Source organism: Halodesulfovibrio marinisediminis DSM 17456 (assembly GCF_900129975.1).
GTDB classification, from domain to species: domain Bacteria; phylum Desulfobacterota; class Desulfovibrionia; order Desulfovibrionales; family Desulfovibrionaceae; genus Halodesulfovibrio; species Halodesulfovibrio marinisediminis.
Genome location: NZ_FSRG01000003.1, coordinates 392,957 through 416,073, shown reverse-complemented (window position 1 = coordinate 416,073; position 23,117 = coordinate 392,957). Strand labels below are relative to the sequence as shown.

The window sequence follows — 23,117 nt, the reverse complement described above, 5'->3', positions numbered from 1 at the left end:
TTTTTCTAAAAAATGTGTTATGGTTCTTATTCAAAATTGCTCTTAAGTAAAACACATTGTACATTATGATCTACAATAACACATACTAACCGTGCCAATAGCCACATGTAAGGAGCATCTCAATGCCCGAAAAACGTGTAGAAGATGATCATATTACTATTTCAACGGAAATCCCCACTCTGGGGGAAGCCAAAATCCCATCTCCCCTTGCCGTATGTAGATTCGAATCTGACGATCAAGGGGTAAGCTTCTATCTGGACAACGAGCTCCGTGAAGATATTCCTGCCGACAAGCCGATCCCACTCTGTTTTGAAAAAGCAGGCCCGCGCGAAAGTGTGTATTTTGACACTCCAAAAACAAAATGTGCCATCGTAACTTGTGGTGGTCTATGTCCCGGTATTAACGAAGTTATCCGCTCCATAGTTATGGCGGCACATCATAACTACCACGTTAGCGGCGTTTTGGGCATCAGATACGGCCTGGAAGGATTTATTCCCAAATACGGACACGAGGTCGTAGAACTTACTCCAGAAAAGATTGCACATATTCATCTGCTGGGTGGCACAATCCTCGGTTCTTCCCGCGGACCTCAGCCTACAGACGAAATTGTGGATGCACTTGAGCGCCTCAATATCAGCTGCTTATTTATGATTGGAGGCGATGGCACAATGAAAGCAGCAAGTGCCATTGTAGAGGAAGTTACCAAACGTGGTCTTAAAATTTCCGTTATCGGCATTCCAAAAACAATCGATAACGACATTGACTTTATTCCACAGACATTCGGCTTTGAGACTGCCGTGGATAAAGCAACAGAGGCTATTCAATGTGCTCATACTGAAGCAGAAGGCACCATGAATGGCATAGGCCTTGTAAAGCTTATGGGAAGGGAGTCCGGTTTTATTGCGGCGCATGCATCTTTATCCCTCAAAGAAGTTAACTTTGTACTGATTCCTGAAAAAGAATTCGCCTTACACGGCGAGGACGGTCTTCTTGAGCATCTGGAAAAACGTCTTCTCAGCCGACGCCATGCAGTTATTGTTGTGGCAGAGGGGGCAGGACAACATTTACTGTCCGAAACCAACCTTACCGACGCATCCGGTAACAAGGTGCTTGGGGACATTATGAGCTTCCTCAAAGATGAAATCCGCACCTACATGAATGAACGGGACATTCCGTTTTCACTCAAACTTATCGACCCGAGCTACATTATCCGTTCAGTACCGGCCAACGCCAACGACAGAGTCTACTGCGGTTTCCTCGGACAAAACGCAGTTCATGCTGCTATGGCAGGCAAAACTGCAATGGTTGTATCGAAACTTATGGACAGATACCTACATCTTCCATTACGCCTCGTAACCCGCAAACGCCGTAGACTGAATACACGCTCCGACTACTGGCGGGCTGTTATGGAATCAACAGGGCAACTAGCCTATATTGATTTCACAAAGAACTACTGCGACTAGCACGGATAACAGATTCTCAGACAAGGCATAACACACCGTTATGCCTTAACTACCATTTCGCTGCATACACCACCTGCACAGGCGGTAAGACGTTTTCGTCTTACCGCTTTTAGCATACAGGAAAAAAGATAAAATGCTCCAACAGATCAAAGCTGCTGCCGGCTCTGGTAAGACTTTTACACTTACACAAAAATTTCTCAGTCTTCTTGCGGAAGCTGCCCAAGATGAGCACCAAGAAAAAAATACCGCGTGCGCCATTGCAAATCCAGATGGCACGTTCAACTGGTACGAAATTCTTGCAGTAACCTTCACCAACAAAGCGGCAACAGAAATGCGTGAGCGTGTTATTCGTTCCTTAAAAGAACGAGCACTTCAACTGGCCCCCCAAAACCCAGCAGCAAGTTGGAACCCTAACGATGCCCACCGCTGGGTTAACAGACTGCTCCAACGCTATTCTTCCCTGAACATCCGTACGATCGACAGTCTGTTAAACATGCTGGTGCGCCTTGGTGCACTTGATCTTTCCCTGCCGCCGGACTTTGAGCCAATTTTTGATGACGCAGTACTCTTCGACCCTCTTTACGATCAAATGCTCGTGCGCGCATCACAGGGGGGAAAAGAAAGTAATTTGCTGAAAGATGCCTGTGAATCTTTACTGTTTCATACAGACATGAACGGCTTTGTTCCTGGAGACAGACTGCGCGAAAAAGTACATACCTTAATGCAGTACCGTCTGGAGCATGGCACGCTACCTGACGTCGACGGTGACGCTCTACGCAGCAGCCTTGCACAGTTGCATAAAGATCTCACAGACAGCGCCACTACCATGCAAAAATTAATTGCTGAAGAAGGGATTAAGCCTGCTGCAAACTTTACCAAGTTTATAGATAAGTGCCTTGCGCTTTCTACATTCTCATCCAAACTGCCTTCTGCCACCTACGCAAAGAAGTCGTCCTTTGATGATTGTGTCTTAAAAGCATCTAAAGGAAAGGCATCTGCTGAATTACATAAAGCATATGCTGACATGTGCGTTGCCTATGTTCTGTTGGAAGTTCAAGGTGCAATCTTACGAAAAGCATTAGAACTTGTCCCATTCATCAACATTGCAGAACCGCTCGCGGCTGAAGTGGAAACTCTGCAACGCGAAAAAGGTGTCATTCCTGCTTCTCAATGGCCTATATATGCTCAGAAAGTACTCAGCGGCGAGCATGCCGCATCTGAAGCTTTCTGCCGTATGGGTACTCGCCTTACCCATCTACTGATCGATGAATTTCAGGATACGTCCAGAACACAGTGGAAGGCTATCGAACCTCTCGCTGTTGAATGCCTCGCGAAAGAAGGTTCCGTTGTTTACGTTGGCGACGTAAAGCAAGCTATCTACGGCTGGCGCGGGGGCGATTCCGATCTATTTGACGGCATCTTGAATGAAGATGCGATTCAAGCTGTCGCAGATGATCCTGAACGCACTACGCTCGATAACAACTGGCGAAGCAGCGAAAATGTAGTGCTCTTCAATAACGATATTTTCTCTCGCCTTGAAGACGAAGATACCGCCAGACGTATTGCCAATGATCTGGTCGGCAAAGCATCAACTGATGTAGTAGACGAACTGACTACTGAGATCATGTCCGGCTTTTCCGGTGCCGCACAAAAAGTTCCACCACACAAGGAAGGAAGTGGCGGACTGGTAAAGCTGTATGACATTGAAGCAGAAAACACAGAAGCCCTGTTTGAATCCGTTCAAAAGAAACTCAAAACACTTTTCGTTGATGATCTGCGCAACCGCCGCAAGCTGAGAGATATTGCAGTACTAGTCCGCACAAACAACGAAGCGAACATGCTGGCGAAATGGCTTGTAGAATGGGGCTTCCCCATTATTACTGAAAACAGCCTGCGCCTTGCTGACCACCCTGTTATTCAGCAAATGGTCAATCTGCTCATGTTCCTAGATTATCCTCTTAATGATGTTGCTTTCTGGTCTGTTATCAGCGGCACAGAATTACTTGGCGATCTTGCAGATCTTAATAGAGCGGAACTTGATGACTGGCTCGCTACTCCACGTAAGGGCACCCTTTTTAACGCGTTCAAGGAAGACTACCCGCAAGTCTGGGAACAATGGATTGCACCATTCTATTCTCAGGCAGGCTTAATGAGTGCATATGACACCGTGCGTGAAGGCTTTGAACACTTCGACGTTTTCAAGCGCTTCCCACAAGATGAAATTTTCTTGCGCCGTTTCCTTGAAATCGTCCACACAGCAGAAACAAACGGGCTACGCTCCCTCTCTGCCTTCCTCACCTTCTGGCAGGAAGGCGGCGTGGAAGAAAAAGTCCCTATGCCGGAGAACCTAGACGCTATCCGCATCCTCACCATGCATAAATCCAAGGGGCTCGAATTCCCTGTGGTTATCATTCCGTTCCATCATCAAATGCAACAGCGCCCTTCTGGGCAAGAGGAATTTTCCTTTAACGGTCAAGACATCCTTGTTCCACAATGCAAGGAGCTAGGTGACGACTACTATCGCGTTGTGGGTAAAGACGCCCGCGAGCAGCTTCATCTGCTGTATGTGGCATGGACCCGCCCAGTTGAAGAGCTGCATGCTGTTATCACATCTACCCCAACACATGAGCGAACATCTCCGTTGCTGAAAAGCTTGCGTGTACTCCTCGCAGACTATCAAGACAAAATGGACGAAAAAGGATGCATCACCATTGGTGAAATTCCAGAAAGTACGCTTGATAAAGAACAAGATGAAATTGCAGAACACACCAAACTACTACCAGAACACGAAGACGTACTTGGGTGGAAACCGATGCACTGGCTGCCTCGACTAAAAATATTCCGTAACCCGCTTGAAGAAATTATCTTTGACGAACGCCGCCGTGGTATTCTTGTGCATACATGTCTTGAGCATCTACGCGTATTGGATAACCCGCGTGAAGACGTACACCGCGCTATCCAACACGGCATGCGCGAATATCCACTGCCAATGGAAAACAGAGCCGAGGTAGAAGAAGATCTGACAGACATGCTGCTATGGCTCACCTCCCTGCCGGACTTTACCAAGTGGCAGCACTTCGGCAGACCTGAGCAAGGCATTATGGATGAACATGGCAACCAGCACAGGGCAGACCTACTTGTGCGTGAGCCGGACGCCATCACTATTGTTGAGTACAAAACAGGCGGCCACGACCCTGCGCATAAACAACAGGTTCGTCGTTACCTTAACCTGCTGAATGCCATGCCTGCGTATGACAATTGCACACTGCAAGGCACTATTATTTATCTCGATTCACGCGAAACCGTAGACGTTTCCCTTTCCACCGGAGCCTAACCATGCATACTCAACCATTTGTCATTATTCCTTGGCAGAACGATTTTATCTCCGGCCTTATGGAACGGGTACTTGCGGACACCAACAGCAATCCCGGTGATGCGCTGATTATCTTCCCGCATTCACGCCCGCGTAAATATCTCTCTGACAAGCTACGTTTTAATGAAGCGCTCCCAAAACCGTTTCTTATGCCGCAGATTTTTCAGGTAAGTGATATTTTTCAGATGCTACGCAGCGAACTGGAAGCAACCCCGCCGCATGTAATTGAAGTACTCGACCGCGTCGGACTCTTAATGGAATGCATTCAGGACATTAACAAGAAAGATACTTTTACCTCCGGCCCACTTCAGTCACTGCCGCTCAACGATCCACAACGTTTTTTCCCTTGGGGGATGCGCCTTAACTCCTTGCTGGAGGACTTTTTCAACCAGAACCAAACTCCTGAAGATTACTACCACATGGAAGGTCAGGTTGTTCCATTTGCTGCAATCCTCCTCGGCCAGCTTGGTCGAATTCATGATGCCTACACCGGTAAGTTAGAAAGCCGCGGTTGGACAACTCCAGGATACGACGCCTTCCGCGTTCTGCAACTGTTGAAGGAAAGCTCCAAGCCTGTCATGAGCCTTTCCCATAAAAAAATCTACATTGCAGGCTCCTATGGTCTTACCGGGGTAGAAAAAGAACTCTTCCGTATTTTGCATACTGAATACGGCGCTACTATTATGCTCCATTCTGACGCGGGACTTACAACAGGTGGGCAAACACACTGGGCATGCCGCGAGCACAGAAAATGGATCAAAGAATGGGCAGTCAGTACAGAATTATGTGAAACACCACAGGAACGCGAACAGGACTTACAACTCTACGAAGGGTTCGACCTGCACTCGCAACTGGACGCCATGGAACAGCAACTTTTGCAGCAGGAGTCCATCGGCGACACGGCTGTTGTCTTGCCGGACACAGGGCTTATGATGCCAGTACTTCACCACCTGCCGCGCAAAGACGTGAACATTTCCATGGGCTACCCGCTCTGGCGTTCCAACTTATTTCAGCTTCTGGAAGTGGTGCTGCATTTACAAGAAAACAAACGTGCAGATGGCTACTACTGGAAAGACATAATTTCTCTCATCCGCCATCCATACATCAAAATGCTGACAATCGGAGAAGAGCGTCCATTCGGTGTTACACTGCATAACATGGAAAAAGAATTGCGCAGGGGTAAAAGCTACACCACACCGTTCACAATTCCATTTACCCATGACGAAAACGCCAACGCGTCTGAAGAAGAAATGCAGGAGCTGCTTCACAGAGTCCTGTCATTTGCCATCACCGCATGGGAAGAAATGTCTACCCCTGCACAGCTCGCGAATACCCTTGCAGACTTATGCACGGTTCTTCTGGAACATGGCGGCAACCTCTGGGAAAGATTCCCGATTGATGCAGAATCTATGTACCGTATTATGCGTAAGGTTATTCCATCGTTACGTGAATGTTCTCTTGCGCATGAAGAGTTTTCACAGGGCGTACTCTTCACCATTCTGCGAGAAATCATCCGTGGAGAGCGTGTTCCGTTTGAAGCTGACCCTCTTACCGGCCTACAGGTTCTGGGTATGCTGGAATCACGTTTACTGCATTTCAAAAACGTCTACGTTCTGGATGCTACTGAAAATAAACTTCCGGGCTTACCGGGCAATGACCCGCTTCTGCCAGACAGTTTGCGTTCCATGCTCGGATTACCGGATGCGCGCCACCGCGAAAGCGTAGCGGCATACAACTTCTACCGCCTTATCCACGGGGCTACCAATGTTCATGTGCTCTATCAGACTGGATCTGAGCGCAGCGGCATTTTCGAAGAAAAACACATCCGCTCCCGATTTGTAGAAGAACTGCTGTGGAAAGAAGAGTGCAGACAAGGAAAGCTGCTTGAAGCTGGCGACGCTCCGTTGCACGGTATCAGCTACCCTGTTGCCACTATTAAGAAAGAAGATCATGTCATCCATCGAACAGCAAACATCAACAGCATGATTGAAACTTTTCTGACTAAGCCGGTTTCACCTTCCGCACTGAACACCTACCTCAATTGCCCAATGCAGTTTTATCTGGAACGCATAGGCAATCTACGACCTGTTGATGAGGTAAACGAAGCAGAAGACTTTGCCGCCATCGGCGACTTATTCCACAAAGTTCTAGAAAAGTTTTTCACCGGCTATCTCCACAAAGAAACTGAATTCAGCAAGCTTGATCCAGAGCCGCTGCAACGCATGTTCGTACAAATGCTCCATGAATCCAACATCAAGGAAGAAGTACCATACGACTCCTTCGTCATGCTGGAAACCGCAGGAAAAGAACGCCTGAGCCGCTTCCTGAAAAATCAGCCAAGAGCAAAAATTGACTCTCTTGAAAAACGACTTATTAAAACTATTAGCGTTGACGGCAAAGAACGCTCCATTGCGGGCATTGCCGACAGAATTGATATTCGTGACAACACACGCGTCATTCTGGACTACAAAACCGGTAGTATCCATAAACCGGATAACGGATTATGGCAGGATGAATTCCTGATGGCACAAATCCGCACATGGGATGGCGGAGTTGAGGACCCGCTTGATCAACTTGCAGATAAAATTGTTAACCTGCAATTACCTGCCTACTTGTACATGATGCACAACCCAAAACTCACATCTACATGTGATGCAGGATGGGTTGAATTGAAAAAAGACGGTAAGGAGCATCTTTTCTTTGAAAAAATTAATGATGAACTTCACGACGACATCATCACGGAGCACATCCCGTTAATTCTTCAGTTCATGCTCAGGCACATCGAAAAGTCACCAGTAATTAGACCTCGAAAAGGCCGTCATTGCCAATGGTGCACTTGCACTGCAGGCTGTTCTGTGTAAAGAATATCACCGAAGCAAATAATTGGGTGCAGTATGTCCTAACTAACTACTGCACTCCGACTGCGAGACACCGCGCAGTACATATAATCACAATGCGGAATTGAAGCGCCGCATTTGGAGGACTGAATCATGTCATTTCCTACCTTGAAGATTGGCGACGTAGTTGCCAATACTCCTATTATTCAGGGAGGTATGGGCGTTGGGATTTCTCTTTCCAATCTTGCTAGTGCCGTTGCCAATGAGGGAGGCATCGGAGTTATCGCTGGCGCGATGATCGGAATGGGTGAACCTGACGTAGGCAAAAACCCTATGGAAGCAAACATCCGTGCTATGCGTAAAGAAATTCGCAAAGCAAAAGAGATGACCAAGGGCGTACTCGGAGTCAACATTATGGTTGCTCTTACAAACTTTGCCGACCTCGTTAAAACCTCTCTTGATGAAAAGATCGACGTAATCTTCTCAGGTGCAGGACTTCCATTGGATTTACCAGCGTACCTGAAAGAATATTACGAAGAAAACAAGGAAAAGGCTCACACTAAGCTTGTGCCTATCGTCTCATCAGCTCGTGCTGCTAAGATTCTTTGTAAAAAGTGGGCATCCAAGTATGATTACCTGCCGGACGCTTTTGTGGTTGAGGGACCCAAAGCCGGTGGACATCTTGGATTTAAAGCTGACCAGCTCGAAGATCCTGAGTTTGCTCTTGAAAAAGTAGTAAGCGAAGTTATCGATACGGTTAAAGAATTTGAAGAAAAATCAGGAAAAACCATTCCTGTTATCGCTGCAGGGGGCATCTACACTGGTGAAGATATTAAAAAATTCATCGACATGGGTGCAGCAGGGGTACAGATGGGAACCAGATTTGTTGCTACAAACGAGTGTGATGCTGATGACCGCTTTAAACAAGCATATGTTGAAGCAACAGAAGAAGACGTAACCGTTATCAAGAGCCCTGTGGGTCTCCCAGGTCGCGCTCTTAAAAACAAGTTTGTAGAAGACTCCCGCGAAGGCCTTAAAAAGCCGTTCAAGTGTGTATTTGAGTGCATTCACAACTGCGCACACGAACAAAGCCCATACTGCATCGCTGCAGCACTGCTTAACGCTAAAAAAGGTAACCTTGCTCGAGGGTTTGCATTCTCCGGTACTAACGTACACCGTATTAAGGAAATTATTCCTGTTAAGAAACTCATCGACTCTTTGAGAAATGAGTTCTCATCTACTAAAAAGTAGAATATTCCGTTCTGTTAACAGAAAAAGCCGTGACCATATGGTCACGGCTTTTTTTCGTTATTTTTTACAACAGACGGCTTCGCAGAATACCCACAATTCTAAGAAGATAAAGCATTACCACGCACCGTCGCACTTGATATTCTGTGCTACTAACGTTGTGCAGCCCTGCCCTCTCAACTATGCTTATAGTAAGCAAAGGAGCTGACAAATGTTAGTTACACCAGAAAACTTACGTTCTAAAATATTATCGTTTTATCCGGAAATCACGAAACACCAAATAGAATTGACTGTACATTTTGATAAAGACAAAAAAGCTTGGGTGGCTCAACTTTCCAAACAGCAACATGAGTTAACGACAATCATCGACCCTAACGATGCACAAGAATGCATAAACGGCATTGAGTGTGTACATCTTGGTACACAAATAGGACAATTTATTTTTAATTATTGCAGTGAAGGCGATGAGTGCAAGGTGCCATAAGTTTAACATCACTCCAGGGGACTGCCACATACGCAATCGGCGGGGGACGCATAGCGTATATTAAGGCAGTCCTTTTCTTATGCTTACGATTTACTATCCCAAGAAGTCTGCAATGCCTTGCGCTTTCAGCACATCAACAGTTATGCCGCAGCCTGCAAGCAGCATACCCACACTGTCTTTACCGTCACCGGAAACACGGAATTTCTGCCGCCGCAACCCAGCTGTCATAGCTGCTGACAACAACAGTTGAAGAAGCTCTAGATTACCTCGAATCGGAGCACACAGCACCAGCTCAACATCAGCATGCGAGGCAAGCAGTTCAAGCAACGCCGCCCTCAACTGCTCTGCTTCCACAGCATTTTCAACGGTCGAAACATACAATGTTACGCGATTCTGATCCCGCTTATAACTTAAACCGTGCAGTTCTTCTACCTGAGGAGTTGGCTCCTGTTCTACATCCTCATGACGTTCTTCAAAGCCACTATCTGATGCCGCAGCCACTGCAGACTGTTCAGCTTTAGGAAGCTCATCTTGTTTTCCAGAAACTGGTTCCGACTTTTCAGGCAATTCCTGTTTTGCCCTATCGAAGGAGCGAGCTTCTATACCAGCAGAAAGTGCTTCTTCAAACAGCTCGCCTTCAAGTTCCGCTTCAAGTAACGCAAACTTGTCAATAGCTGCATTGTCAGCAGAAGATGGTTGGCTCACTTCCTGTTTCTGTTCATCTGCAACCAGTGACCAAGGATTTGAGCCCTGTTCCAGCTTACCGATAGAGCCATCATCCAACCTACTGTCATCTGAAGAAGCGACATTACGTTGAACGTCCTTAGATTCTTGATAGGCATTATCCTGTACTTGAGAAATGCTGCTAATATCATCAGCTTCGTCAACTCGAGGAGTACATGTCCAAGCAGGCTTAGTTGAACCAAAAGAAGAAATATATATGGCATGAATGGCGGATTCTGGAAGATCAAGCACCAGCTGCAACTGTTCTGTGTCAAGTACTGTTGCAAACAGCACCTGCAAATACGCATCAGACTCCGGTGGTGCAAACTGCACATCCAGAACCTGTCCGCTTTTGTAAAGGAATTGCAATAAAGAGAAAGGAGTAAACTGGGTTCCGGCAAGCACGCCGCTTTCATCCAGTTCGAGTACATAGCAGGTACATTCCTGCATGAAATCGTCATCCAGTACATGTCCGGCAATAGAAAATGCCACATTTCCATACGAATCTCGCAAGGAATGAGTCGCAAGCATTTTATGAGATTCAGAAGGCCATACTTCTTCTACCAACTCTTTCAAGGCGTTATTTGCTATAGAAATTTTCTCAGCATCTGCACTATCAAGAAATGCTACAAGCGCGCTGAAAGCACGAATAACTTCACGGATATTTACATACGAAAGTGAGAGTGTCTGTTTTCGGAACGCTCCGGTCACAAGCTGCAACAGGTCAACCAGAGCCACTGCGTCAATCAGCCCTAGCAAGTTAAAACAATTAGAAAGTAGCGGTGTTGTATTATTTATTGTCGAAAGAAGCGCCGCATCTGAGCGCTCGGCAGAAACTTCCAGTTCCAGAAGGAATGGATCCAAATCATCAAGTACAGTTCGTGCGTCTGTCAGAATTGTTCCAACAAGCGAATCCAACATTCAAACATCACTCCGTAAAGGGAAATACCCTTGGCATGCAATAGGTCGCGGCACTATACCCTGTTATTGACTCAATGTACACATTACTTGCACAGCCCCCCTATAACCTGTATGTCACAACCGATGGTTCTCCTTGCCAAATTGTAACCATTGCGTACACTACCTTTTGAACATGTTGTTTGCTTAGGCAATAGGAGGCATGGAATGTTCAAACGACTTCTTATTCTTTTTTGTGGAGTACTTATGATGTGCACTGCAACCGCAGCTTCTGCGGCAACGGTGACTAAACTCAAAAATGGTTTGACTGTTCTGATTCAAGAAGACAAGCGATTCCCGCTTGTTTCAACAAGACTGTATGTACATGCTGGTTCCGGCTATGAAGAGCCAAGAGAAGCCGGCATCAGTCATGTGCTTGAACATATGGTTTTCAAAGGCACCAAAAACTATGCAAAGGGCCAGATTGCTGCAAGTATTGAAGAATTAGGTGGCTACCTCAACGCCGCTACCAGTTTTGATTACACAGTATATATTGCAGACCTCCCTGCCGATGCATGGAAAACAGGACTGAAGGTTTTACGTGATCAGGCTTTTTTTGCCACTATTGATCCAGAAGAACTCGAGTCTGAAAAAAAAGTTGTTATTTCCGAGTTGGAACGTGGTGAAGACAGCCCATTCGGCTTTCTTTTCAAAAATCTGCAACAGCAGACGATGAAAGGGACAACTTATGCATGGCCTATCATCGGCTATCGTGACACCATTAATTCCTTCACTCGCGACGATATTGCCAATTACATTAATAAGCATTATCAGCCACAACAGATGCTGCTGGTTGTATGCGGCGATATTGACGAAAAAACTGTCCTTGCTGAAGCAGAGAAACTGTATGGCGGCCTTGAAAACACTGCCAACGTCACCCCGCCTTCCATTGTTAATCTTGAAAAACTGGATTCAACAGGCCCGAACGTTCAGGTCGTAGAAGGAAAATGGAACAAAGTATACCTTGGCATTTCATTCCCAATCCCAGGATTTGAAGATGTTAACACCACTGGTATTGACATGCTGGCACAGCTCATGGGCGGCGATAAGACATCTCCGTTCTACCGCAAATACCAGTATGAAAAACAGCTGGTCGACTCCATCTCTGCATCTGCATACTCTTTTGAACGCGCAGGTCTTATCTACATCACAGCAGTGCTGGATGCAGATAAATTAGACAAGTTCTGGCCTGAACTCATGAAAGATTTGAGCAACCTCAAGGCGTCTGAATTCAAAGATGAAGACATTGCCCGTGTTCGTTTAAATCTTGAAGACTCGCTTTTCCGCGCAAAAGAAACCCTTTCCGGTCTTACATCCAAGATCGGTCTGTTCGAATTCTTCTTTGGTGGAGAGCAAGGAGAACAGAACTACCTTGATGAAGTTAAAAACGTAAACCGTGAGCAACTTCAAAATCTTATCGACACCTACCTTAAACCGGAGCGTTTAAAGGCTACTCTTCTTGCACCGCAAGATAGTACTGTAAGCGAAACAACGCTGACCGCGCAGGTAGTTAAAAACTGGGAATCTGAAGAAGCTGCCAAAAAGCTGAAAAAAGCTGAAGAAGCTGCCGGTAAGAAAGAAACTATCGACCTCGGTAACGGTCGTCAGCTGATCCTTATCCCTGACAACACACTGCCGTACGTTGCAATCGATATGGACTTTATGGGTGGGGACTCCCTCATAACCAAAAAGCAGGAAGGACTTTCCGTACTTGCTGCCCGCGTTCTCACCAAGGGAACAGGTTCTATGGATGCCCCAGCAATTGAAGAATACCTTGCTGACCGTGCATCTTCTATTGCAGCATCTGCAAGCAGAAGAACCTTCTCAGTAAGCGCGCGTTACCCAGCACGTTTCTCTAAAGATATCCTGAAACTCTTCACCCAAATGGTGCAGAATCCGACCATGGCTGAAGAGGAAGTAAATCGTGAAAAAACTGATCAGATTGCAGGTATTAAGTTACGTGAAGACCAGCCGCTTGGTCTGGCAACCCGTAACCTCTTCCCGTTCCTGTTCACAGATTCCATTTACAACTACTACCATGCAGGTATTCCTGCACGAATAGAAAAATTCACTCAGGACGACGTTGACGACTTCTGGAAAAAGCAAAAGGCAATGCCATGGACAATGGCTGTTGCCGGCGTATTCGACCGTGATGCAATCATCGCATTCGCCAAAGGCCTTCCAGAACCAACTCAAAAACGTCCTGAGAAATTCGTTCCTACATGGAACAACGATCGCATCAAGTCTATTGCCCTCAAAGATCGTAATCAGGCTCACCTGTTCATGATTTTCGAAACTGTGCCGCTTACCAGTGAAGACACAGCAGGGCTTGAACTTATGCAGACCATTCTTGCAGGTCAGAGCGGCTTGCTCTTTAACGATCTGCGCGACAAACACGGTCTCGGCTATACTGTTACTGCATCAAGCTGGCAGTCCACCATTACCGGCTTCACCTACTTCTACATCGGCACTGAGCCAAGCAAAGAAGAAGCTGCCATGGATGGTTTCCGCAGAATCATCAAAGAGATTCAAGACAAACCTCTTTCCGAAGAGCAAATCAAACGCGGACAAAATCTGATGCGCGGACAGTACTACCGTGGTCACCAAAGCCTCGGCAGCCGCAGTGCGGAAGCAGCAGGTCTGGCAACAGCACAACTGCCGCTTAGCTACAACAAAGATATCGTGGAGCAAGTACAAAATCTGACTCCAAAAGATATTCAAGAAATTGCGAAAAAATATCTCAATGTAGATAAAGCATACATTCTTCGTGTAGCGCCGTAGCAAATAAGGCTAAGTTATTAAAAAAGGGTGAGTCCATTGGATTCACCCTTTTTTTGTTTTGTCTTCGACAGGCAAGAGACCAGCCGCTTATATTCACGAAAAGATAAGCCCTCTCAAATGCGATTCGGCGAAAAATTTTGCTAATGCCATACAAAGACTTTATGAATTTCAATCTGCTACAGAATAAAAAAAGGTGAGCCCATTGGACTCACCTTTTTTATTCTCTATTTCAAACCAGAAGGAATACTAATTACAGACAACAACCACACGCCCTTCTTCAAGGAACTTATGCGCATTGTTTATCTGTTTCAGCAACAAAGCCTGTTCGTCTGAAATTACAATATTACTACGTGATCTTCCCTGAACGCTTACTGCCTTAAGCACTAATGGATTTGTTGAGCTACGCTTAGAAGTAATAGCCTCTTCCCATGTACCTGCATATTCAACCATGCCGTTCTTCAAAGCAACACTACGATTTACAACACGTGGACTGTATAAAACATTTCCTGCTTCATCCTTGATAGTAACCGTGATGGCAGGCTTAATACCCACTTCACGCGCATCAATCAGCAGGCCAGTGTATGCAATTGGTAACATAGCATCCACGTCGGCAGACTCATACTGTTCTTCTGGCTCTACTGCTTTTTCAATTGATTCAGCAATAGCATTAACAGCAGAATACGGGTTATCACTTACGCGATGAAACGACACATGCTTACCGATAAGCTTCTCAAGAAACATATCGCGTAATGCAATACTGACAGTAACCTTCGCTATGCCGTCCTCACTAAAACTCGTTGTTGTAATGCGTGAGTTCTGCATATCACCACGCACAAACTGCATAACATCTTCGTCTGATCGTAAGATATTCTTTACGCGCAATTTTTCCGTCACCGGAATTGTGCTCAAGATCTCAAATAAATTTTTTCGTGCATCAACGGTAGCGGCTCGAAGTGTTCTTAAGCGAGCTTGACGACTACTTACCGAAAGACCTGTTGAAAGACTTTCGCCAGTGGCTGTAACAGTACCTGTAAACCAGTTAATTGCACCATGTTCATATTTTTCTATGTAGCCAGACTGATACGGTTCAACACTCGCAAGCTCAGCCTGATCGTCAGGAATCAACCGCGCCTTTGGCAACTCTGCTAAAATCTCAGAACCACCTTTATACAACGACTGAGATACCGCGGAACTGTCGCTGGAGTCCTGTCCATGCTGCGCATACTGTACCTGTTGTTCCGGTTGGTACTGAAGCATTGGTGTAACTTTGCTTAACTGCCCCTCAGGCAAACTGGAAGCCTCTTGAGCATGCTGGTAAACGTGCAACTCACTCTCACGCTGCACCTGTGTTTCCACCTCACGTATGGCCTGCTCAATAAGCTGAACCTGTGTTGCTTCTGGGCGAATCCCTTCTTCCACTACGGTCGCGGCAGATTCAGAAACATTATTTACAGCAGAGTCTACCCCCGTATCTTCTGCTGACGCCTGAGTTCCCATCAGTAATGCTGCCAAGCATACACTTGCCAACACTCGTTTACTCACCATGTCACCCTCTCAATTAGTACCACATTACAAAAGCTTCAAAGTTGCTTCTAAATGATTCAACCAAACATCTACAAAACCGGAGTATTCAGCAAGACCGAGCACCATAGGGGTACAGCGAATTCCGGCGGCTTCAATCTGTGATTTCCATGAATCTTCACTACTGCCAGCCATGTCATTTCGGGCGTGGCGTCCCACTACGGATAAAAATGGCATTAACCATACCCGTGCAATCTCTCGGCGTTTCAATTCTGGCAAAAGATGGTCAAGCGTATGGTTACCATCCATTGTCCCTAAGAAAATATTTGGATCTACTTGTTGCAACCTCTGATACACCGCATCATAACAACGATCACCTTCATGAGATGATCCATGTCCCATGAAAACAACTCCTTCTTCCGGCTTACGGCTCGGTGGAAGATGTCGTAGAACAGCTGAAACAACATGCTCAATATCATCTTCCGAATTCAGTAACGGTGCCCCGACTTGAATACTCTCTAAACGCCCTGAATCCACAAATGCCTGTGTATCTGCGCATAACTCCTCATATTCTACACCGGGAATTATATGCAATGACTGGACAGCAATATGAGTATATTTTTCAAAAGCCATCTTTTCCAGCGCCTTAACAACAGAATCTCGTTTTACACGCTGGGCAGCAAGACGGTCACGAATAAGTTCAGAAGTAAATGCAAGTCTCACATTCACTCCCCCAAAACGAGAACGCACCTGCTCATCAAGAAGCCTGAGAGTCTGGTGCGCCTGCAAATTATTAGCGCCAAATGCTACAAGTAAGATACCTTTCTTCATATACACACGCTGAAATAAACCTTTTAGAAGATAGAAGCCTGAAAGCCGAAAAACGTTGTCAAAAAGCTAATCAGAAGAAATAAAGTCAGTAAATTTGAACAAAATAAATTAGCTAATCTACGCTCAATTAGCAAGGTTATCCGCCTTAACCTGCTGTACACAGCCCGCAAAGAATATTGCACAAAACCTATTCGGGATACCGATTACAACATCAAGCTTATACTTCTTTTTCTTATACGCCCAAGTACATTACCACACTATCCCCTTAAAAACATACTAGTTATACCCAAAAACATTCCGGTTTGACCTTACTTTTATCTCTCGTTACAACAGCACAAATTTTATTCTTTCTTTAAGAGGTTTCTTTATGAATTTACTCGTCACAGGCGGTTGTGGCTTCATCGGCTCCAACTACATCCATTACATCTTCAGCACATTCAATGACATTACCGTCATCAACGTGGATAAACTCACCTATGCGGGTAACCTTCTAAACCTACAATCTATTGAAAAAGAATATGGTGGAAAGCGCTACTTCTTCGAACACGAAGATATTGCTGATGCCGAAGCAATGCGTACCATCTTTGAAAAATATAATATTGATGCCGTCGTAAACTTTGCTGCGGAGTCACATGTTGACCGCTCTATTGACGATCCGACCCCGTTTATTACAACAAACGTTATGGGTACGCAGGTTCTGCTCTCCGCAGCACGTGACGCAAAAGTAGAACGTTTTGTTCACATTTCTACAGACGAAGTATATGGCGATTTATCCCTTGATGATCCGGCGTTCACTGAACAAACTCCGCTTCACCCAAGCAGCCCGTACTCCGCATCAAAAGCGTCTGCTGATATGCTTGCGTACGCTTTCTACCGTACTTACGGCTACAATGTATCCATCACCCGCTGTTCAAACAACTACGGCCCATATCAATTCCCTGAAAAACTTATCCCGTTGATGTTCAGCCTTGCGTCTTCTGACAAGCCTTTACCTGTATATGGAACCGGAATGAATATTCGCGACTGGATTCATGTATCCGACCACTGTAAAGGTGTGCACCTTACCCTTATGAAAGGTGAAGCCGGCAAAGCGTACAACTTTGGCGGCAATGCCGAACGCACAAACATTGATGTCGTTCGAACAATCTTGCGTGACCTTGGAAAACCAGAGGACTTGATCACCTTTGTAAAAGACCGTCCGGGACATGACCGCAGATACGCAATGAATTACTCGCTCGCTCAAAAAGAGCTTGGGTACGAGCCAGAATACACTTTTGAACGTGGAATTAAAGAAACCCTCGACTGGTACAGAAACAACACTGACTGGTTGAATGACGTTCAGTCTGGCGCCTACCTTGAATTTATGAAAAAGTGGTACGGAGACAAGTAACTCCCTCCCTATTTCATCGAACACAATCGCCACTGGGAGTAAGTACAATTCCAGTGGCTTTTTTTTCAACCTGCGCTCTCTTCGCAACTTTTCTACAAGTCACCAAATCCAATCTACCGTATCTTTCACTATCCTTTTTGTGTGATTCGGTCTTGACGCATCAGCATAGGAGTATTTACTCACTCAGTGAGTGAAATAATCCCTTAGATAAGTCACACAATAGTAATTCAGTCAGTAATCAACAGAGAATACCTTCTGAAGTCGTGTGAATTGCCTCAAAAGTTCTGTTGCGGCAATCATCCTCCTTCAAGACTCTTCTCTTTCCCCATGAATATATAACTCACCTCTTTTATAGAACAGTTGAAAGGATACTGCTGTGAATCTCATTAAAGCATCTAAGACCCTTTTAAAAGACGCTGCTGCTGCCAGCCTAGACCTGTACAAGGTAATGATCCCTGTCATTATCATTGTAAAATTACTTCAGGAACTCGACCTCATACAATATCTCGCAGTACCGCTAAAACCTTTTATGAGTCTTGCCGGGCTTCCTGCAGAAATGGGTTTGGTATGGGCAACATCTATCATCGTTAACCTCTACAGCGGGCTGATCGTGTACATTTCGATGGTACCAACAATGGATCCGCTGAGTGTGGCTCAGATTACAACACTTACAACCATGATGTTGATTGCCCACTCTCTGCCTGTAGAATGTAAGGTTGCTCAAAAGTGCGGTATTTCCATGACAGGTCAGTTTATTATCCGCATGATTTCTGCGTTCATACTCGGTATCATCATGAACCTTGTGTTTTCCAAAACCGGAATCTATTCAGAACCTAGCAAAATCCTCTGGGAACCACAGCTCCCTGAACCGGGTCTCATCCCTTGGGCACTGAATGAAGCTAACAACCTTCTATACCTATTCTTCATCATCCTTGCCCTGTTTGCTTTGATGCGTTTACTCACATATTATGGCATAACAGAAAAACTTAACGCTCTGCTTAAACCGATTCTTCAAGCCATCGGCATCGGAAAAGGCGCTGCGACTCTTACAGTGCTTGGCTTATCTCTGGGCATTACATATGGCGGTGGCTTGATCATTCATGAAGTAAAATCAGGCTCATTATCCAAGCGTGATGTTTTTGCATCATTAACACTTATGGGACTCGCCCACGCACTGATTGAGGACACATTACTCATGATGCTTCTTGGTGCGCATATTAGTGGCATCCTCTGGACACGTCTTATTTTTGCCATTATTTTCGTCGCAATCATGATGCGCTTTTACTCTACAGAGCCAGCCAAAGCAGTTGCAACCATGGACTAACAAGGATTTTTGATGGGTAAAAATATATGGATCAACGCCGGAGAGACCTCCGGAGATCTGCATGGTGGAAAACTTATGGAAGCCATTTCCTCCATTGCGCCCGACACCACATTCTATGGAATGGGCGGACCGGAAATGCGCTCCAAAGGTCTCGACGCCATTCTGCGAGTTGAGGATCTTTCCGTCATGGGCTTTACGGAAGTTCTGGGTAAGCTGTTCGACATCTTCAAAATGTTAAAGCAGATAAAAAACGAGCTAGCAGTGCGTCGTCCAGATGCTGTCATTCTTATCGACGCTCCAGAGTTCAACTTCCGTGTTGCGAAATATGCATATGCTCTCGGCATTCCTGTTTACTACTACATCTCCCCAAAACTCTGGGCATGGCGTACAGGCAGAGCCAAGTTTATTGCAAAACACGTAACCCGTCTTTTTTCCATTCTTCCGTTTGAGGTTGAATTCTATAAACAGTTCAACATGGAGATTGACTACATCGGCAACCCGCTTGTTGATGTAATTGACTGGCCTTCAATCGACCACATTAAGCCAGCAACGAACCGCATTGGCATTCTTCCTGGAAGCCGCAAGAAAGAAATTGAAGCACTCATGCCTCAATTTGCGTTTGCTGCTTCCATCATGGCAAAAAAGAATCCAGAACTTGAATTCCACTGCATTCAAGCTCCGGGAATTTCTCAGGAAAAATTACGGGCATTGTGGACCTCGTCTGTACCGCTGACTATCCACGGCCCTGAAAACAGATACGAATTTATGCGTGGCTGTACCATGCTTATTGCAGCTTCCGGCACAGTCACATTGGAATCAGCACTTGTTGGCACACCAACATTAATCACCTATCAGCTTTCCAAGCTGACATTCTATCTGGGGACAAAATTCATCAAAGTTCCTTATGTGGGGTTGCCAAACCTCATTATGGGACGTGAGGTATTCCCAGAGCTGTTACAAGAAGATGCTAACGGTGACGTTGTCGCCCAACGGGCACTTGCATGGATTAACACCCCGGGAAAACTTGATGCTATCCGAAAAGATTTAGAAGCACTTCGCTCTAAAGTTGGTGCTCCCGGTGCTGCAAACCGTGCGGCGAAACTTATTATCGAAGATTTGTCAAAATAAACGCCTTGTCACCTAGACAATCGTAAAATGTGCATTATATTTTACTGGATGGGAAGAAAGCCCATATTTTCTTGTTGCAGGTGACAATAAAAAAGCGTAAACACGTCGCCTGCGTATATGGAAACTGCTTACAGAATCCATCACTACAAAGCACAATAAACCATCTGATGTCAGTTCCCATTTTTTGCTGACACAGATACTCCAATTTGGGGGCGCACTGGTTTCGACGGGGATAGAAGAAGCCGAAGTTGCAGGTCGAGGCGCCGCTGGCCTCGTAAAAAGCGGCACTAAAGTAATTGCAAACGATTACGAATACGCAATGGCAGCTTAATTGACCGCCACGTTCTCTTTGTTGACGTCAGATATGCTTAGAGAATGACAAAACCCCATCTGACTAGTTTCAGTAGGTGTTTACTGCAGCTGGAGCGAAACTTATACAGTGAACTGGCTTTATGTCGCCTGTTTTGGGGCAAAGCATAGAGTGAGATTACTTAATCCAGAACTAAACCTGTAGATGCTTCGAGTGGACCATTCTCGGACGCGAGTTCGATTCTCGCCGCCTCCACCATGAGGTACAAAATGAGGGTTTCAGCAGATTGTAAAATCGGCTGAAACCCTTTTTTTATGCGGGGTTGGAACCTCATGCAGTTTCTTGCGAGTTATTTGCAGCAAAGCCATTCTGGGGGCATAATTGGGGGCACATTTCATTTCAACTCAGGAGATGCCCCCAATGAAGCTGACAGACCTTGCTATCCGTGCATTACAGCCGAATGCACAGGCTAAAAAATACTTCGATGGCAACGGACTTTATCTAGAAGTCACAAAAGCAGGTTCTAAATACTGGCGCTGGAAATATCGTTTTGAAGGAAGAGAAAAACGCCTTGCGTTAGGGGTCTATCCGAATGTTTCCCTAAAGGAAGCTAGGTTACTTCAAAGAAAGGCTGCTGACCTACTTCGTAAAGGAACAGATCCAGCCACTCTTAAGCAAAAACAATCCCCAATAACTTTTCGCCAAGTTGCAGAAGAATGGCTAGCCAAGCAACACCAGTGGAAGCAGAACCACCGGCGCACAGTCGTGGGTCGACTGAATAACGACATCTACGACCTTCTGGGCGACCGCCCTATTGAAGAATTGCAGCCTATCGACTTCCTACAGGCGTTACGCCACATAGAAGCCAGAGGCGCGCACGTTACCGCACACAAGGTTAAAGGTATCTGCGGGCAAATCTGCCGCTACGCTGTCGCTTCCTGCATTATTCCAAGCGACCCTACGCGTGATCTTAAGGGCGCTCTTACTCCTCCCAAGCGCAACCACTTTGCAGCCTTCACCACCAAAGAAGAAGCCGGAGCGCTTATGCGTGTCATGAAAGGCTACAACGGGTTCTTTGTTACCAAGTGTGCCCTACTTATGACCGCCTACACATTTACCCGTCAGGGCGAGCTACGTCACGCAGAATGGACAGAAATAGACTTGAGTGAACGTCTGTGGATTGTCCCTGCTCATAAAATGAAAATGAAGCGGGAGCACATGGTGCCGCTTTCAGATCAGGCTATGGAGCTGCTGCTCGAGTTGCGCAAAGTAAGCGGGCGTGGAAAGTATCTGTTCCCGTCATTACGTACAGACGAAAAGCCCATAAGTGAAAACGCCTGTAACGGTGCCCTACGCCGCATGGGATTCACAAAAGAAGAGATGACAGCGCACGGATTCAGAGCCATGGCGTCGTCGATTTTGAATGAGGCGGGCTACAATCCGGACGTGATAGAAATGCAGCTGGCGCATGTTCCTGGCAACAAAATTAGGGCAGCTTACAACCGTGCTCAGTATCTTCCGGAGCGGTACAAATTAATGCAAGACTGGGCAGACATGCTTGACGCCTTTGAATCGCAGAAAAGCTAGGCAGCATGCGGCATTGCGGGCGCAGAGAGAAAACGCGCTTGCACAGTAATTTTCTGTCCCCGCCTTGAAGCTTCAAATAAAAAAACAAGACAAGCTCATAACTTTCGGTAAGTTATGAGCTTTTTCTTTTGTATTAATCGGCCTTCTCCTTTGCACAACTTGGCAAAACGTTGCAAAAAGTGCAATTGGCGAACTCACCATAAAACCCAGTACTGGCGCGCTCTAGCACCCTGTTTTGCACCCTCTGCCAATTGCAAAAAAACGACAAAAAAAAGCTCGAAGGCGGGAGCGGAGGAGTGATTTTTATTCTGGGGTGGAGTTTTTTTGAACTTAACACTCCTCAAGTTTTTTCTCCTTCTTTAAATGATCATGCAGAGAGTCTTCTATATACTGCTTCAAGTCTTTGCTTGCTTCTGCTTTAGATTCATTTAGTTGGACAAAGACTTCCCGAATTTCATACAAAAAATCAGATTCAAACTGATTACAAAAAAGCTTGTAACTTTTCTTTAAACCAAATCTTTTAACCAGTCGGAAGCAAGTAACTGGACCACAACGTATTGACACCTTAACCATCAGTCGCTCCACTTGCCAAATCATAAGGCGCAAACCACACAAACGTATACAACTCAACTCATCATATATTTTAAGACAAGCAGCTGAATTCTTGAGAGTTCTACGCAAGACCCAATACGCATCCCTTATTAGCACAGTATATTCTTTAGCTAAACCCGAACTAACATAGCATAGGTACTCTGAATATTTATCAATATCGTCAGCAAGCTCACGGCCATGTAAAAAACCATGCAAACCCGCTCTCTCTGTCGCAAACTCTTTATCTTCTGGCAAAACTACTTGATCAGAAGCTTTGCTGTATTCATTTAAATCAGACAACAGTAAGTCTAAATGCAGCAATGTCTGGTTTAAACGTCTTCGTTTTTCCGCTCTTGCCTTACTTATCGATGAAAACTGAGCTAACCCCCAACCTACTACCACGGCAATTATCGAAGAATATTGAATTTCCATTTGTTCCTCACTTTTGTTTTTTCTACTCTACCCCGTAATCACCTGCAACATCCTGAAATACAACGTAAGAATAGTTACACACAACAAAGAAGCCCCCTACCAAGGCAGGGGGCTTCATATTTCCATTCAAATTATCT

The 23,117-nt window shown here is 45.6% G+C and carries 14 protein-coding genes and 1 other RNA gene; 11 read left to right on the top strand and 4 right to left on the bottom strand.

Annotation, left to right across the window (positions count from 1 at the left end):
• The first annotated feature begins 122 nt into the window (after positions 1-122).
• From BUR09_RS02070 to BUR09_RS02050, 5 genes are all read left to right on the top strand, one after another.
• On the top strand, positions 123-1,463 hold the full coding sequence (locus tag BUR09_RS02070; RefSeq protein WP_074215298.1) for an ATP-dependent 6-phosphofructokinase: 1,341 nt from the start codon (positions 123-125) through the stop codon (positions 1,461-1,463).
• 133 nt (positions 1,464-1,596) lie between these two features.
• On the top strand, positions 1,597-4,797 hold the full coding sequence (locus tag BUR09_RS02065) for a UvrD-helicase domain-containing protein (protein WP_074215297.1): 3,201 nt from the start codon (positions 1,597-1,599) through the stop codon (positions 4,795-4,797).
• Positions 4,798-4,799: 2 nt separating this feature from the next.
• Positions 4,800-7,697: a PD-(D/E)XK nuclease family protein gene (locus BUR09_RS02060; protein ID WP_074215296.1), complete on the top strand. Its 2,898-nt coding sequence runs from the start codon at positions 4,800-4,802 to the stop codon at positions 7,695-7,697.
• Between the two features lie 129 nt (positions 7,698-7,826).
• Positions 7,827-8,924 (top strand): NAD(P)H-dependent flavin oxidoreductase, encoded by a 1,098-nt coding sequence (locus tag BUR09_RS02055; RefSeq protein WP_074215295.1) that lies wholly within the window; start codon positions 7,827-7,829, stop codon positions 8,922-8,924.
• A gap of 208 nt (positions 8,925-9,132) precedes the next feature.
• On the top strand, positions 9,133-9,405 hold the full coding sequence (locus BUR09_RS02050; RefSeq protein WP_074215294.1) for a hypothetical protein: 273 nt from the start codon (positions 9,133-9,135) through the stop codon (positions 9,403-9,405).
• A gap of 93 nt (positions 9,406-9,498) precedes the next feature.
• On the opposite strand, the gene BUR09_RS02045 is transcribed toward BUR09_RS02050, so the two are convergent.
• Positions 9,499-11,049, bottom strand: a complete 1,551-nt coding sequence (locus BUR09_RS02045) for a hypothetical protein (protein WP_074215293.1) — start codon at positions 11,047-11,049, stop codon at positions 9,499-9,501.
• A 204-nt stretch (positions 11,050-11,253) separates the two neighbouring features.
• Between BUR09_RS02045 and BUR09_RS02040 the strand changes: the two genes are divergently transcribed.
• On the top strand, positions 11,254-13,866 hold the full coding sequence (locus BUR09_RS02040; RefSeq protein ID WP_074215292.1) for a M16 family metallopeptidase: 2,613 nt from the start codon (positions 11,254-11,256) through the stop codon (positions 13,864-13,866).
• Between the two features lie 246 nt (positions 13,867-14,112).
• On the opposite strand, the gene BUR09_RS02035 is transcribed toward BUR09_RS02040, so the two are convergent.
• Both BUR09_RS02035 and BUR09_RS02030 read right to left on the bottom strand, forming a co-directional pair.
• Positions 14,113-15,411, bottom strand: a complete 1,299-nt coding sequence (locus BUR09_RS02035; RefSeq protein ID WP_074215291.1) for a hypothetical protein — start codon at positions 15,409-15,411, stop codon at positions 14,113-14,115.
• Between the two features lie 24 nt (positions 15,412-15,435).
• On the bottom strand, positions 15,436-16,218 hold the full coding sequence (locus BUR09_RS02030) for a sirohydrochlorin cobaltochelatase (protein ID WP_074215290.1): 783 nt from the start codon (positions 16,216-16,218) through the stop codon (positions 15,436-15,438).
• 367 nt (positions 16,219-16,585) lie between these two features.
• Between BUR09_RS02030 and rfbB the strand changes: the two genes are divergently transcribed.
• From rfbB to BUR09_RS02005, 5 genes are all read left to right on the top strand, one after another.
• Entirely contained in the window at positions 16,586-17,608 is a 1,023-nt protein-coding gene (rfbB, locus tag BUR09_RS02025) for a dTDP-glucose 4,6-dehydratase (protein ID WP_074215289.1), read from the top strand.
• A gap of 376 nt (positions 17,609-17,984) precedes the next feature.
• A complete protein-coding gene (locus tag BUR09_RS02020) occupies positions 17,985-18,932 on the top strand; it encodes a hypothetical protein (protein ID WP_074215288.1) in 948 nt (315 codons plus the stop codon).
• A 12-nt stretch (positions 18,933-18,944) separates the two neighbouring features.
• Complete coding sequence (gene lpxB / locus BUR09_RS02015) at positions 18,945-20,060, top strand: lipid-A-disaccharide synthase (RefSeq protein WP_074215287.1); 1,116 nt, start codon at positions 18,945-18,947, stop codon at positions 20,058-20,060.
• 208 nt (positions 20,061-20,268) lie between these two features.
• Positions 20,269-20,628, top strand: a transfer-messenger RNA (tmRNA) gene (gene ssrA, locus BUR09_RS02010).
• Positions 20,629-20,790: 162 nt separating this feature from the next.
• On the top strand, positions 20,791-21,957 hold the full coding sequence (locus BUR09_RS02005) for a tyrosine-type recombinase/integrase (protein WP_074215286.1): 1,167 nt from the start codon (positions 20,791-20,793) through the stop codon (positions 21,955-21,957).
• A 330-nt stretch (positions 21,958-22,287) separates the two neighbouring features.
• On the opposite strand, the gene BUR09_RS02000 is transcribed toward BUR09_RS02005, so the two are convergent.
• The gene (locus BUR09_RS02000; RefSeq protein WP_074215285.1) at positions 22,288-22,980 is read right to left on the bottom strand and encodes a hypothetical protein; all 693 of its coding nucleotides are present in this window, start codon (positions 22,978-22,980) and stop codon (positions 22,288-22,290) included.
• Between the last annotated feature and the right edge of the window lie 137 nt (positions 22,981-23,117).